This window comes from Bradyrhizobium sp. (assembly GCF_030697065.1).
Lineage (GTDB): Bacteria > Pseudomonadota > Alphaproteobacteria > Rhizobiales > Xanthobacteraceae > Bradyrhizobium.
This window is the reverse complement of the sequence record NZ_JAUYQU010000321.1, coordinates 1-14,038: the sequence shown is the minus strand read 5'-3', so window position 1 is coordinate 14,038 and position 14,038 is coordinate 1. Positions and strand designations below refer to the sequence as shown.

At 64.9% G+C, this 14,038-nt stretch carries 18 protein-coding genes; 3 read left to right on the top strand and 15 right to left on the bottom strand.

Going from position 1 to position 14,038, the window contains the following annotated elements; genetic code table 11:
* From Q8R73_RS25280 to Q8R73_RS25220, 13 genes are all read right to left on the bottom strand, one after another.
* On the bottom strand, positions 1-777 hold a 777-nt coding region (locus Q8R73_RS25280), incomplete at its 3' end, for a sodium/proton-translocating pyrophosphatase (RefSeq protein WP_305722271.1).
* A 203-nt stretch (positions 778-980) separates the two neighbouring features.
* Positions 981-1,979 carry a thiamine-phosphate kinase gene (gene thiL / locus Q8R73_RS25275; RefSeq protein WP_305722270.1) on the bottom strand — a complete coding sequence of 333 codons (999 nt, stop codon included), beginning with the start codon at positions 1,977-1,979 and terminating at the stop codon, positions 981-983.
* 155 nt (positions 1,980-2,134) lie between these two features.
* On the bottom strand, positions 2,135-2,650 hold the full coding sequence (gene nusB, locus Q8R73_RS25270) for a transcription antitermination factor NusB (RefSeq protein WP_305722269.1): 516 nt from the start codon (positions 2,648-2,650) through the stop codon (positions 2,135-2,137).
* 2 nt (positions 2,651-2,652) lie between these two features.
* Entirely contained in the window at positions 2,653-3,144 is a 492-nt protein-coding gene (gene ribH / locus Q8R73_RS25265; protein WP_305722268.1) for a 6,7-dimethyl-8-ribityllumazine synthase, read from the bottom strand.
* Positions 3,145-3,310: 166 nt separating this feature from the next.
* Positions 3,311-3,919 carry a riboflavin synthase gene (locus Q8R73_RS25260; RefSeq protein WP_305722267.1) on the bottom strand — a complete coding sequence of 203 codons (609 nt, stop codon included), beginning with the start codon at positions 3,917-3,919 and terminating at the stop codon, positions 3,311-3,313.
* 209 nt (positions 3,920-4,128) lie between these two features.
* Complete coding sequence (gene ribD / locus Q8R73_RS25255) at positions 4,129-5,283, bottom strand: bifunctional diaminohydroxyphosphoribosylaminopyrimidine deaminase/5-amino-6-(5-phosphoribosylamino)uracil reductase RibD (protein ID WP_305722266.1); 1,155 nt, start codon at positions 5,281-5,283, stop codon at positions 4,129-4,131.
* Positions 5,280-5,762: a transcriptional regulator NrdR gene (nrdR, locus tag Q8R73_RS25250; RefSeq protein ID WP_291865374.1), complete on the bottom strand. Its 483-nt coding sequence runs from the start codon at positions 5,760-5,762 to the stop codon at positions 5,280-5,282. The genes ribD and nrdR overlap by 4 nt, the downstream gene beginning before the upstream one ends.
* Before the next feature lie 12 nt (positions 5,763-5,774).
* Positions 5,775-7,097 (bottom strand): serine hydroxymethyltransferase, encoded by a 1,323-nt coding sequence (glyA, locus tag Q8R73_RS25245; protein WP_305722265.1) that lies wholly within the window; start codon positions 7,095-7,097, stop codon positions 5,775-5,777.
* Positions 7,098-7,376: 279 nt separating this feature from the next.
* Positions 7,377-8,003, bottom strand: coding sequence for a glutathione S-transferase family protein (locus Q8R73_RS25240; RefSeq protein ID WP_305722264.1), 627 nt, complete (start codon positions 8,001-8,003; stop codon positions 7,377-7,379).
* 94 nt (positions 8,004-8,097) lie between these two features.
* Positions 8,098-8,319, bottom strand: coding sequence for a hypothetical protein (locus Q8R73_RS25235; protein ID WP_305722263.1), 222 nt, complete (start codon positions 8,317-8,319; stop codon positions 8,098-8,100).
* Positions 8,320-8,339: 20 nt separating this feature from the next.
* Positions 8,340-8,564 (bottom strand): hypothetical protein, encoded by a 225-nt coding sequence (locus Q8R73_RS25230; protein WP_305722262.1) that lies wholly within the window; start codon positions 8,562-8,564, stop codon positions 8,340-8,342.
* Positions 8,565-8,772: 208 nt separating this feature from the next.
* Entirely contained in the window at positions 8,773-9,288 is a 516-nt protein-coding gene (ldtR, locus tag Q8R73_RS25225; protein WP_304872372.1) for a transcriptional regulator LdtR, read from the bottom strand.
* 377 nt (positions 9,289-9,665) lie between these two features.
* Positions 9,666-10,127 carry a DUF6163 family protein gene (locus Q8R73_RS25220; protein WP_305722261.1) on the bottom strand — a complete coding sequence of 154 codons (462 nt, stop codon included), beginning with the start codon at positions 10,125-10,127 and terminating at the stop codon, positions 9,666-9,668.
* A gap of 208 nt (positions 10,128-10,335) precedes the next feature.
* Here Q8R73_RS25220 and hemB point away from each other — a divergent pair, with 208 nt between their 5' ends.
* The 3 genes from hemB to Q8R73_RS25205 all read left to right on the top strand — a co-directional run bounded on the left by hemB (position 10,336) and on the right by Q8R73_RS25205 (position 13,046).
* On the top strand, positions 10,336-11,394 hold the full coding sequence (gene hemB / locus Q8R73_RS25215) for a porphobilinogen synthase (protein ID WP_305722260.1): 1,059 nt from the start codon (positions 10,336-10,338) through the stop codon (positions 11,392-11,394).
* 234 nt (positions 11,395-11,628) lie between these two features.
* Positions 11,629-12,195, top strand: coding sequence for an RDD family protein (locus Q8R73_RS25210; RefSeq protein ID WP_305722259.1), 567 nt, complete (start codon positions 11,629-11,631; stop codon positions 12,193-12,195).
* Between the two features lie 74 nt (positions 12,196-12,269).
* A complete protein-coding gene (locus tag Q8R73_RS25205; RefSeq protein WP_305722258.1) occupies positions 12,270-13,046 on the top strand; it encodes an arginyltransferase in 777 nt (258 codons plus the stop codon).
* 121 nt (positions 13,047-13,167) lie between these two features.
* On the opposite strand, the gene Q8R73_RS25200 is transcribed toward Q8R73_RS25205, so the two are convergent.
* Both Q8R73_RS25200 and Q8R73_RS25195 read right to left on the bottom strand, forming a co-directional pair.
* Complete coding sequence (locus Q8R73_RS25200) at positions 13,168-13,698, bottom strand: VOC family protein (protein ID WP_305722257.1); 531 nt, start codon at positions 13,696-13,698, stop codon at positions 13,168-13,170.
* Between the two features lie 34 nt (positions 13,699-13,732).
* On the bottom strand, positions 13,733-14,038 hold a 306-nt coding region (locus Q8R73_RS25195), incomplete at its 5' end, for a carboxymuconolactone decarboxylase family protein (protein WP_371126173.1).

The window sequence follows — 14,038 nt, the reverse complement described above, 5'->3', positions numbered from 1 at the left end:
CAGATCGATCAGATTGGCGGAGGTGCCGAGCAGCAGCGCGATCAGGACCATCGTCGCGCCGACGGTGACGACATAGGTTTCGAACAGATCGGCCGCCATGCCGGCGCAATCGCCGACATTGTCGCCGACGTTGTCGGCGATGGTGGCCGGGTTGCGCGGATCGTCCTCGGGAATGCCGGCTTCGACCTTGCCGACGAGATCGCCGCCGACGTCGGCGCCCTTGGTGAAGATGCCGCCGCCGAGACGGGCGAAGATCGAGATCAGCGACGCGCCGAAGCCGAGCGCCACCAGCGAATCGACCACGACGCGATCGTTGGCCTTGAGGCCCAGGACCTGGGTGAGATAGGCGAAGTAGATGGTGACGCCGAGCAGCGCCAGACCCGCGACCAGCATGCCGGTGATGGCGCCGGCCTTGAAGGCGAGTTCAAGTCCGCCGGCCAGCGAGGTGGTGGCGGCCTGCGCGGTGCGCACATTGGCGCGGACCGAGACGTTCATGCCGATGAAGCCGGCAGCGCCCGACAGCACCGCGCCGATCAGGAAGCCGATCGCCACCTTCATGCCGAGGAAGTAAGCCAGCAGCACGAAAATCACGACGCCGACGATGCTGATCGTCATGTATTGTCGCTTCAGATAGGCCTGCGCGCCTTCACGCACCGCGGCCGCGATTTCCTGCATTCGCGGATTGCCGGCATCGGCCTTCATCACCGATGCCGTCGCCCAGATGGCGTAAACGATGGAAAGCGCTCCGCAGAGCACAATCGCCCATAATACTGTCATTGAATTTGCCTCAGATCCTGGATCTACCCACACCGCGCCGCGGGAGCGGCGGGCGTCTAAAAAGAAGGCCCGCCCTGCCCAAAGGGTGGCCTTAAATCGGCGGGACCATGCCAAAATCGTATCCCCTGCGCAACGCTACGGAAGGCCAAAACCAACAATTCCAGCAGGTATTTGCGTCCAAACCGGGGGATTTTTCGGGAATTCTAGAAATGGCTGTAGGACAGCCGCTTCAGCGCGATCTCCCTGCCCTGCGCGTCGAGGAATCGCGGGGCCGACACCCCGGCGGTCACCGTTCCGATCGAGGTCACAGCCACCCCGGCCAGCCCGGCCGCTTGCGCGAAAGCCGCAAAGTGGGCCTCCGGGATCGCACATAAAATCTCGTAATCGTCGCCGCCGGACACGATCGCCTCGATGCCGACCGCGCCGCGCGCCAGCGCCGTCGCGGCAGCCGCCGACAGCGGCACGCTCTTGCTGTCGATGACGGCGGATACCTGCGACGCCGCGCACAGCTTGGCGAGATCCCCGGCCAGACCGTCGGACACGTCCATCGCCGCGCTGGCGTGGTCGCGGACCGCTTCCGCCAGGACGTTGCGCGGCTGCGGCACGCGGTAGCGGTCGACCAGCAGCCGGCTTGCCGCGGCGTCCTGCGCCAGCGCCGTAGCCACCGCGCCGCCTTTCAGGATGGCCAGACCCAGCGCGGCGTCGCCGATCGTTCCGGTCACGACGATGAGGTCGCCGGACGCAGCGCCGCCGCGGCGGACCATCTTGCCGGGCGCGACCCGTCCGAACGCGGCGACCGAGATCATCAGCGGCCCCGGCGTCGACACCGTATCGCCGCCGAGCAGCGGGCAGCCGAACAGGCTGGCATCCTCGCCAAGCGCGCGCGCGACCGGCGCCAGCCAGCCATCGTCGTGGGCGCGCAGCGCCAGCGTCAGCACGAAGCCCGCGGGCAGCGCCCCCTTGGCCGCGAGGTCGGACAGGTTTACCCGCAGCGCCTTGCGCGCGATTGTGTCCGGGGGATCATCGGCGAGAAAATGGACGCCCTCGACAATGGCGTCGGCGGTCACCACGATCTCGTCGCCGCCGGCCCGCAGGATCGCCGCGTCATCGACCAGACCGAACGCCCCGGGATCGGTCGCGAGCGGCCTGAAGTAGCGTGCGATCAGCGTGTCTTCACCGGATGACTGCTTGGGATCGGTCATGGTGCGCCACCAACCCCCCGCCCGTCATCGCCCGGCTTGACCGGGCGACCCCGTATTCCAGAGAAGCCAGCGACCAATCGAGAAGCCGCGGCGTACTGGGTCACCCGCTTTCGCGGGTGATGACAACAGAATGTGCGGCGAGCGCCCATCCCTACCTACCCCCGCGAAAACTCGTCGGCGCGAAACTGACGGGCGATCTGGTCGAGCACCGCGTTCACCATGCCGGTCTCCTCGGACTCGACGAAGGCGTGCGCGACATCGACATATTCCGACACCACGACGCGGCCGGGCACGTCCTTGCGATGCTCGAGCTCGTAGGCCCCGGCCCGCAACACCGCGCGCAAAATGGCGTCGATCCGCTTCAACGGCCAGCCCCTGGAAAGCGCCTCGTCGATCACGGGATCGAGTCTGGCCTGGTCGCGCACCACGCCGGCAACGACGTCCTTGAAGAACGCGGCCTCGGCCGGCAAATAGGTGTCGCCCTCGACCTCGTTGCCGAGCCAGTGGCTCTCGAACTCCGCAAAAATGTCGTTGAGGCCGGCGCCGCCGATGTCCATCTGATAGAGCGCCTGCACCGCGGCGAGCCGTGCCGCGCCGCGCCGGTTGGCCTTTTTGTCGGGCCCCTTGTTGTCGGAGCCTTTGGCCGGCGCAGGCCTTTTGTTCTCTGCCATGATCAGGCCTTTGCCAGCCGGCGCTTGATCCGCAGCATCGCCAATGCCGCGCGCGCGGCGTCGCCGCCCTTGTTGAGTTCGCTGGCGCGCGCCCGCGCCCAGGCCTGCGCGTCGGTGTTGACGGTGATGATGCCGTTGCCGAGCGGAAATTTCCTGTTCACCGCGAGGTCCATCAGCGCCCGCGAGGATTCCATCGACACGATCTCGAAATGGATGGTGTCGCCGCGGACCACGCAGCCGAGCGCGATCGCCGCATCATAGGGTTTGCCATTTTTCTCGGCGGCATCGAGCGCGATCGCGATGGCGGCGGGGATTTCCAGCGCACCGGGCACCGTGATCACCTCGTGGCTGACGCCGGCCGCCTTCAACTCGGCGACCGCGCCCTCCAGCAACGCATCCTGGATGTCGTCATAGAAGCGCGCCTCGACGATCAGCGCGCGTGCGCCCGATATGTCGGTCTGGTCCTTCAACTGTGCGCGCCGCGCGTCCGCCATTCTCTGTTCTCTCGATGCAGTGGGTTGTGGTGGTTTGTAGGCGTCGCGAGAGACTAAGCCAAGTTTTAAGTCGCAGTCATTCCGGGATGGTCCGAAGGACCAGACCCGGAATCTCGAGATTCCGGGTTCGATGCTGACGCATCGCCCCGGAATGACGGCTATGCCGTCACTTCATTTCCGACAACCGCGCGGCGTAGCGCGCCATCAGGTCGACCTCGAGATTGACCTCGGTCCCGGCGCGCCAGCCGCCGAGCGTGGTGACCTTGAGCGTATGCGGAATGATCAGCACCGAAAACGCCACATCATCGACGGTATTCACGGTCAGCGACACGCCATCCAGCGTCACCGATCCCTTGGTCGCGATGAAGCGCGCCAGTTCCCTCGTGGTGGAGAACTCGAACCGCGCCATATCGGGCAGATCGTCGCGCCTGGTAATGGTGGCGATGCCGTCGGCATGTCCGGCAACGATATGGCCGCCGAGTTCGTCACCGATCTTCAGGGCCCGTTCCAGATTGAGCCTGGTGCCGGTTGCCCAGTGCTTTGCCGTGGTCATGGCAAGCGTCTCCGCGGCGGCGTCGACGTCGAACCAGGTCTTGCCGGCCGCGACGCCGGAGGCGACCACCGTGAGGCAGACGCCATTGCAGGCGATCGATGCGCCGTCGGCGATGGTGGATCGGTCGAAGCGGCAGGCGATGCGCAAGCGATGCAACTGGCCCTGCGCCGTGGGTGTCAGGCTGACGATCTCGCCGATGTCTGTGACTATGCCGGTAAACATCTAGATTTTGCCCATGCCTGTTGCAGCACTCGATCTCGCCGCAAGGCAAGTGCGGCCCCCTCTCCCATGGGGAGAGGGTCGGGGTGAGGGGGTACGGTCTATCGGTGGCGCGAAACCCCTCACCCGGATCGCTGGCGCGATCCGACCTCTCCCTATGGGAGAGGTGAAACGGCGATATCCGTCGGCATTGCTTCCCAATAGGCGGATCATCAGGTGCGCTCGTAAATGGTCAATGTGTCGTTTTGCAGCGTTTCGCTAGCACGTAGCTTGAACGCGGGCGACCGGGTGATGGCGGAGAGCGGCATTGCCCCCAGCGCGGGGATGCCGTCAGCGCCCACCGGGGTAGCGCCGCGCAGCAGCCAGACCTCGTCGACCAGGCCGGCTGCGACAAAGGACGACGCGATGCGGGCGCCGCCCTCGACCAGCAGCCTCGTGATGCCCTTCCCGGCCAGCGCCTGCAGCGCGGCGGTGAGATCGAGCCCTGGCGGCGGGCTGGTTGTAACGGGCACGCGGATCACCTGCGCGCCGGCCGCGCCCAGCTTCATGGCAGCGGGCGCTTCCGAAAGGTTCGAGGTCATCACCCAGAGCGGCGTTTCGCGCGCGGAGTGAACCAGCTTGCTGGCACCGGGAATGCGCAGCGCGCGGTCCAGCACCACCCGCACCGGCGAGCGTGCTTCCATGCCCGGCAGCCGGCAGGTCAGCATCGGATCGTCCGACAGCACGGTGCCGATCCCGACCAGGATGGCGTCGCATTGCGCGCGCAAGAGATGCACCCGCGACCTGGCGGCTTCGCCGGTGATCGCAACCGGCCTGTGGCCGGCGGCGGCGATCCTGTCGTCGGGCGATACCGCCAATTTGAGGATCACGTGGGGACGCCGGTCGCGAATGCGCCGGAAATGCCCGGCATGATCGTAAGCGGCTTCCACAGCCCCCGGCCCGATATCGACCGTGATGCCGGCGACGCGCAGCCTGGCGTGGCCCTGCCCGGCCACTTCCGGATTGGGGTCCTCGATCGCCGACACGACGCGGACAATTCCGGCTGCGATCACCGCATCGGCACAGGGCGGCGATTTCCCGAAATGCGCGCACGGCTCCAGCGTCACATAGAGCGTGGCGCCGCGCGCGGCCTCGCCGGCACGCGCCAATGCCTCGGGCTCGGCGTGCGGGCGGCCGCCGGGTTGGGTCCAGCCGCGGCCGACGATGACGCCGTCCCTGACCACGACCGCGCCGACCGCCGGATTGGGCCAGGTGCGGCCCTGCCCGCGCCGGCCGAGCGACAGCGCCAGCGCCATGAAGCGCTGATCCGCGGCTTTTGAATCCCTCGACTTCTGCGCGTACTGGTCTTCCAGGATGCGGAAGATCATTTGCGTAACGTGGCGAGCCGCGCTTCGTCGTCGCCGGAGAGCTCGCCGAGCACGGTTTCGAAGTCCTTGGCCTCGCGAAAGTTGCGGTAGACCGAGGCGAAGCGGACATAGGCGACGTCGTCGAGCTGGCGCAGATGCTCCATCACGATCTCGCCGATCGCCTCCGACGAAATCTCGGCCTCGCCGCCGCTCTCGAGCTCGCGCACGATGGCCGACACCATCTTCTCGACCCTTTCCGGATCGACCGGGCGCTTGCGCAAGGAGATCTGCAACGAACGCACCAGCTTGTCGCGGTCGAACGGCACCCGGCGGCCGTTGCGCTTGATCACGGTGAGTTCGCGCAACTGCACCCGCTCGAAAGTGGTGAAACGGAAGTTGCAGGCGACGCAGACCCGGCGCCGCCGGATCACGGCGGAATCCTCGGTCGGACGCGAATCCTTCACCTGCGTATCGAGACTGTTGCAGCTGGGACATCGCATCCGGCTAGGACCTTACTGGTAGATCGGGAAGCGGTCGGTGAGCGCCTTGACCCGTTCCTTGATCGCGGCTTCCACCATCGGCGCCGATCCGGCTTCCGACTGCGCGATGGCGTTGAGCACTTCCGATATCATCATGCCGACCTGCTTGAATTCGGCGACGCCGAACCCGCGGGTGGTCGCCGCCGGCGTGCCGAGGCGAAGGCCCGAGGTGACGAACGGCTTTTCCGGATCGAACGGGATGCCGTTCTTGTTGCAGGTGATGGCGGCGCGGACCAGCGCCTTTTCCGAGACGTTGCCCTTGAGGCCCTTCGGCCGCAGGTCCACCAGCATCAAATGGTTGTCGGTACCGCCCGAGACGATGTCAAATCCCTGTGCGCGCAGCGTTTCCGCCAGCGCCTTGGCGTTTTCGACCACGTTCCTGGCGTAGATCTTGAAATCCGGACGCAGCGCCTCGGCGAAGGCGACGGCCTTGGCCGCGATCACATGCATCAGCGGGCCGCCCTGCAACCCCGGGAAGATCGCCGAATTCAGCTTCTTGGCCAGCGCCTCGTCGTTGCACAGGATCAGGCCGCCGCGCGGGCCGCGCAGCGACTTATGCGTGGTCGTGGTGGTGACATGGGCGTACGGCACCGGCGAGGCATGCGCCCCACCGGCGACGAGGCCGGCGAAATGCGCCATGTCGACCAGGAGATAGGCGCCGATCGAATCGGCGATCTCGCGAAACCGCTTGAAATCCCAGGCGCGCGAATAGGCCGAGCCGCCGGCGATGATCAACTTGGGCCGCACCTCCTCTGCCTGCTTTGCCACCGCATCCATGTCGATGATCTGGTCCTCGCGCCGCACCGTGTAGTGCGAGGCCTTGAACCATTTGCCGGACATGTTGACGGGCGAACCATGGGTGAGATGGCCGCCGGCGGCGAGGTCGAGGCCCATGAAGGTGTCGCCGGGCTGCAGCAGCGCCAGAAACACCGCCTGGTTCATCTGGCTGCCGGAATTAGGCTGCACATTGGCAAAGCCGGCGCCGAACAGCTTTTTCGCCCGGTCGATCGCCAGCGTTTCCGCGACATCGACCCATTCGCAGCCGCCATAATAGCGGTTGCCCGGATAGCCCTCGGCATATTTGTTGGTCATCACCGAGCCCTGGGCTTCCAGCACCGCGCGGCTGACGATATTTTCGGAGGCGATCAGCTCGACCTCATGGCGCTGGCGGCCGAGCTCACCCTTGATCGCGGCGGCGATCTCGGGATCGGCCTGTTCGAGGGTGGCGGTAAAGAACGAGTCGGGCGCGGAAGCGGACTTGTCGGCGGCGCCGGCACTGGTCGAGGACGGGCTCATCGGCGAAATATCTCCACCGCCGCAACCTGTTAGCTGAGGTGCGGCCGGTCACGTGTGGCGATCGAAAGCGGCGCGTGCGGGATACCATATCAGGCGGCGGCGGCCAAGCGCTTGCGGTAGATGGCTGGTATTTGTGCAAGATATGGTGGGGGGATGGAGGTGGCGGGGACACGTCCCTGCGGCGCTCCCTGCGTCATTCCGGGATGGTCCGCAGGACCAGACCCGGAATCGAGATTCCGGGTTCGATGCTGCGCATCGCCCCGGAATGACGCTCACGCGCTATTTCGCAAACCGGTACGCCCCGCCCTTCTCGACCGAGCGCTGGAAGGCCGGCCGCGCATGCATCCGCGTCAGCCACGCCGCGAGATTCGGGTACGGCGCGAGCCTGTCGAACACTTTTGCCATTTCGCCGACAAAACTCATCTGGATATCCGCGCCGCTGAGCGCGTTGCCGACGAAGAATTCCCTGCCCTTCAGCGCGCCGTCCACATAACCGAGATGGTTTTTCAACTCGCTGTCGATCCGCGGATGCAAGGGCGCGCCGGCTTCCTTCAGCCTGGACACATACAGATTCAACATCAGCGGCAGCATCGCCGAGCCCTCGGCATAATGCAGCCACTCATTGTAGATTTCGTAGTCGGCCCCATCAGGCGCCGGCATCATCGCGCCGTTGCCGTAGGTGCGGATGAGATAATCGACGATCGCGCCCGACTCCGCGATGGTGACGCCGCCATCGGTGATGACGGGCGACTTGCCTAGCGGATGCACCGCGGTCAATTCCGGCGGCGCCAGCCGCGTGGTGGCGTCGCGCTGGTAGCGCTTGATTTCATAGGGAGACCCAAGCTCTTCCAGCAGCCAGAGGATGCGTTGCGAGCGGGAGTCGTTGAGGTGATGCAGGGTGAGCATGGGGTTTCCTCGGGATCATTGATTGCCCCGAGATGTATCGGCTCCCCGTGTTGTCAGCAATGCGTACGACGGTCGTCGTCGCGATGCGCCCTTCCTACATCCCCGTAAATCCCGCCTTCACCGGATCGCTCGATCCATCGAGCTCGCGCAGATACGTCAGCCCGCACACGGTCAGCCGGTGTGTATCCTTCTCGCCGGCTTCCATCAGCGTCGCGAGATAGTCCGTCACCTTGGCACGCGCTTCGGCGCTGGCGGCCGCGGTGCGGTTCACCAGGAGATCGTAGGTCATCATGATGCGGTCGATGGCGGGTTCCATGGGGCTCTCCTGGCTGTCCGTCAAACTGATGTGGCGGCTTCGAACTTCACGATCGCCTTGTTGGCGAGGCGAAGCCGGTTGAATTCGCCGCGCTGGAACATCGAAACGATGATTTCCAGCAGCCGGTCGTTGGTGGCGAGCGTGTCGGGGATGGTGCCGGAGCGCCGCAGATAGTTGGCGGCGATGGCATAGGCATCGCCGACCACCTCGACATTCATCACCTGCAATCCGCGCTCGACCAGCATCGCCCGTCCTCCGACACCAGCAATAAGCCCGGCGCGGCGAAAAAGTTCCATTGCGGGAAACCTGCCCGGGCGGCGCCAAAAAAACCTGCAAAAACAAAACGCACCGGTCCGGGAATCCGGGCCGATGCGCTTCAGGGGAAGTCGCTGGTTTAGTTGCCGCCGGTCTTTTCGGACGCCGGCTTGGCCTGATCTCGCAGTCGAATAAGTCTCAGAGCCGATACAGGATCTGGTCGGTCCAGAACCGCTCGAGCCGGTGCAGCGACTTGTTCAGGGTCGCGAATTCCTCGTTCGAGATGCCGCCGACCTGCTCCACCGTCTTGACGTGCTTCTGATAGAGCGCGTCGACGATCTTGCGGATTTCCTGGCCCTGCGGCGTGAGGCGGATGCGAACCGAGCGGCGGTCGACGCGCGAACGCTGATGATCGAGGAAGCCGAGTTCGACCAGCTTCTTCAGATTGTAGGAAACATTGGAGCCGAGGTAATAACCGCGCGTGCGCAGTTCGCCCGCGGTCAGTTCCTTGTCGCCGATGTTGTAGAGCAACAGCGCCTGCACCGAGTTGATATCGGCACGGCCGCGGCGATCGAATTCATCCTTGATCACGTCGAGCAGCCGGCGATGCAGCCGCTCCACCAACGTCAAGGCTTCGAGGTAGAGCGGCTGCACCGGAGCCTGGCCCGGAGCGCGTTCGGTGGTTTCGGCCACCGTTGCAACGGCTTTCATCATGACACTTCCCCTGCTGTCGTTTTTATCGACTTATTCGACGAAACTTGTGTCCCGCCTGATAGCCACAACTTAAGGGGCCGGTTTGAAGATCCGCTTAAATAAGACAATAAAGAGATCATGAATTTAAGACAGTGAATCGCGGATTAAGCCCGCCAATAAAGGACTTCTCGCAACCTTTCGATAACGCTGGATGGCCGCTGTTCACGCTTCGTTGGCGCGTTGTGTCGCATATGGGAACAGGATCGTTCAAATTCGAAACGACTGCGTAACAGGTGTGACCGCAGCGTTAGGGTGACTCAAAAGTTACCGCAAAAATTCCCGAAAATTTTAGGCGATGGCGCGCCTTTTCATGCACGCCTCGCGAATTTATTCTCTCGCTATGGCGGCCGTTCGCGCGCGGCCATCCACGCCAGCGCGAGATACGCCGCCAGCATCAAGGCTTCCAGCCCCACCACCGTGAGGCTGCCGCCATAGATTCCCGGAAACATCAGTTCGATCACCGCCATCGACACCACGGTGGTCAGCCACACCACGGCACCCCACGGCGTCGCCAGCCACAGCCCGACCGCGGCGACCAGTTCGATCACGGCGAAATAGACCGTGGCAGTCTGCCACGCCATCGGCTGGTTCTCGAACGCCTCGTCCTCGCCGCCGATGAAGCCGGTGACCTGGGCCCAGTGATAGAGCCCCTTGGCCACCGACACGACGGCCATGATGCGCAGGAAGAACACCAGCCGCCGGGTCCACACATTCTCGTCGGACTCGATTCGCTGCGACGAGATCGCCGCCACCGACATCGCATTGTCGCGCGGCTGGTCGCGCGATGGGGTTTCAGACATGCGGCGTGCCGTTCGTGAGGGGAGAATGCGCGTTCATGGACCGACTATGGACCGACTCCGGACGACTCTTGGCCCCTCGGCGCGGCAAAATCAATCCGCCAGGCCGGCCGCCGGCCGATTTGCGGCAGGTCAAGATGGCCATGACGCAAGGCCGGCAAGATGTTAGGATTGGAACCAATCCAGTGCCGCTTTCAGGAGTGCCCCACCCATGGCGATCAAATTCGGCCGTCCGATCGAAATGCGCGACGCGCCGCGCCGGGAAGCCGCCCTCGCCGCCTCCTCGCTCGACCTCGTGGTTCGCCCGCGCCGCAACCGCAAGGCGGAATGGGCGCGGCGGCTGGTGCGGGAAAATGCGCTGACCGCGGACGACCTGATCTGGCCGCTGTTCGTGGTCGACGGCCACAACACGCGCGCGCCGGTCGCCTCGATGCCGGGCGTCGACCGTCTCAGCGTCGATCAGGCGGTGCGTGACGCCGAGCGCGCGATGAAGCTGAACATCCCCTGCATCGCGCTGTTCCCCTACACCGAGCCTTCCCTGCGCGACGAGCACGGCTCCGAAGCGCTGAATGCCGACAACCTGGTCTGCCAGTCGGTGCGCGCCATCAAGAAGGAGTTTCCCGATCTCGGCGTGCTCTGCGACGTCGCGCTCGATCCCTTCACCAGCCACGGCCATGACGGCCTGATCCGGGACGGCCGCATCCTCAATGACGAAACCGTCGCGGTGCTGGTGCGCCAGGCGCTGGTGCAGGCGGAAGCCGGCTGCGACATCATCGCGCCCTCCGACATGATGGACGGCCGCGTCGGCGCCATCCGCGAGGGGCTCGACGATGCCGGCTTCCTCGACGTGCAGATCATGTCCTATGCGGCGAAATACGCCTCCGCCTTCTACGGTCCGTTCCGCGACGCCATCGGTTCGGCGAAGGCGCTGACCGGCGACAAGCGCACCTACCAGATGGACTCCGCCAATTCCGACGAGGCACTGCGCGAGGTCGAACTCGACATCGCCGAGGGCGCCGACATGGTGATGGTGAAGCCGGGGATGCCCTATCTCGACATCGTCCGGCGCGTCAAGGACACCTTCGCGATGCCGACCTTCGTGTACCAGGTGTCCGGCGAATACGCGATGATCGCCGCCGCCGCCAACAACGGCTGGATCGACGGCGAGCGGGCGATGATGGAAAGCCTGCTCGGCTTCAAGCGCGCCGGCGCCGACGGCATTTTGACCTACTTCGCGCCCCAGGCGGCGGAGAAGCTGAAGCAGGGGTAAGCGTTGTCATTCCGGGACGCGTCGAAGACGCGAACCTCAGAGGTGCCATTGCACATCGGGGAATCTCGAGAGCCCGGGTTCGATGCTTCGCATCGCCCCGGAATGACGAACGCTGGCAAACCGTCGCAAGATTGCCGCCTGTTCAAGATTGCCGCTTGTTAATGTGCGAGGTCTTGCACCCGCGCCACCGGTTCCCATGTCCTGTTGCGGGAATGCACGGTCTGGAGGACGGACATGTCTTACTACGGTTCGGGTAATGGCGGCGACGCTGGCAATGGCGGCGGTACCTGGCGCAGCGGTGGCGGGGCGCAACCCCCTGCCTTCGATCCCGAGCAGGAGCCGGAATTGTTTCGCGGCGTGCTGACGCGGCGCGTATTCGCGTTCCTGATCGACCTCGTGGTGCTGACGGTCCCGGTGGTCCTGGGCTACCTGTTCATCGCGGTGTTCGGCATCATCACCCTCGGGCTCGGCTGGGCGCTGTTCTGGCTGGCATGGCCGGCCACGGTGGTCTGGGCGGTGGTCTATTACGGCGCAACGATCGGCGGGCCGCATTCGGCCACCCTGGGCATGCGCGTGATGGATCTGGAACTGCGCACCTGGACCGGCGCGCCGGGCTACTTCGTGCTGGGCGCCATGCATGCCGTGCTGTTCTGGATATCGATCTCGTTCCTGACGCCGCTGGTCCTGCTGGTCGGCCTGTTCAACGGCCGAAGGCGGCTGCTGCACGATATCGTGCTCGGAACCGTGGTCATCAACAGTTCGGTCCGTCACCCCGCCGGGCAGACGGCGCGTACATTTTGAGCCGCGACCGATTGACGGTTGGCCTCCGCGGCGCGATGCTCCGTCCTGCTGCTTCGGAGGCCTGACGACACAACGTGACCCAGCACTCGCGTGACACCCCGCAGTTCTACCTGACGGCGCCCTCGCCCTGCCCCTATCTGCCGGGCCGGCACGAACGCAAGGTGTTCACGCATCTGGTCGGCGACAAGGCCGGCGATCTCAACGATCTGCTCACCCATGGCGGGTTCCGGCGCAGCCAGTCGATCGCCTATCGTCCTGCCTGCGACCAGTGCCGCGCCTGCGTTTCGGTCCGCGTCGTCGCCAACGAGTTCCGGCCCTCGCGCAATTTCCGCAAGATCATGGCCCGCAACGCTGACATCGCGGGCGAACAACGCAGCGCGGTACCGACCTCCGAGCAGTATTCCGTGTTTCGCGCCTATCTCGACGCCCGGCACCGCCATGGCGGCATGGCCGACATGACCGTGCTCGACTACGCCATGATGGTCGAGGACAGCCATGTCGAAACCCGCATCATCGAATACCGCAAGCGCGGCGTCGATACCGGCATCACCGGCCGCGGCCAGGAACTGGTGGCGGTGGCGCTGACCGACGTGCTCAGCGACGGGCTGTCGATGGTGTATTCGTTCTTCGAGCCCTCAGAGGAAAGCCGCTCGCTCGGCAGCTTCATGATCCTCGACCATATCGCCCGCGCCCGCAGGCTGGGGCTGCCTTACGTCTATCTCGGCTACTGGATCGAGGGCTCCAAGAAGATGGACTACAAGGGCCGCTTCCTGCCGCAGCAGCGCCTCGCCCCCTCCGGCTGGCTGCGCATCGACGCCTCGGGCGAGGTATTTTCCGAACCGCAGGAATAGCCTCGCGCTCGTAGCCCGGATGGAGCGAAGCGAAATCCGGGAATTTGCAGCACGCGGCCCCGGATTACGCTGCGCTCCATCCGGGCTACAAGCTCGCTACCCGCATTCGCCATTCGAATTCCTAGCTCTCGATCACCCGCACCGGGTCGCTGCCGTCCCAGTTCGCGGCGGCTTTCCTGATGTGGCCGAAGAAGCGGCCCTTGCCGCCGCTGATGTCCGATATTTCGATCACCGTTCCCGGATGTCCCGCGCTTTCAAAATAGGCGAACCGCCCCTGCGCGCCGCCGATCTGGCCCTCATGGCCAATAACGAAGCCTGCGGCGAGCGCGCGGTCGTACAGCGCCTGATAGTCGTTGCTCCAGTACGACATGTGCTGCATGCCCTCGCCGTAGTCCCTGAGGTGATCGAGATACATCGACGGCGCGTCGTTGCGCTGCTGGATCAGTTCGATCTGCAGGTCGCCGGAATTGGCCAGCGCGATGCTCATCTCCACCGCCGACTCGACGCCGCGATAGCGAAACCAGTCTGTCTTGACCCTGGGGATGTAGAAGAACGGGCCGACCCGCATCACCCCGGTCCAGAACTTCATCGCCTTTTCGATGTCGCGAACGACATAGCCGTTCTGGCACACCTTGCCGAATAACAGGCTCATGGCATAGCTCCGCTGCTGGATTCCTGAGTTCCGCTCAGGCGCTGCGCGTCTTGCCGCTGTCGTAGACGCGCATGCCGGCGGCCGGATCGAGATCGGTCTCGGTCGCCTCGGTCAGCCGCGCCATCATCATGTAAAACCCGATGGCGACGATGGCCTCGACGATTTCCTGTTCGCTGAGATGCCGGCGCACGCTCGAGAAGACCGGCTCCGGCACCCGGACATTTTCGGTGACCTCGCGGCCGAAAGCCAGCAGAGCCCGTTCCGCCGCACTGAAGGCTTCATCGCCGTAATCGCCACGCTCCACGGCATCGATCTGGGGCTGGGTGACGCCGACGCCGAG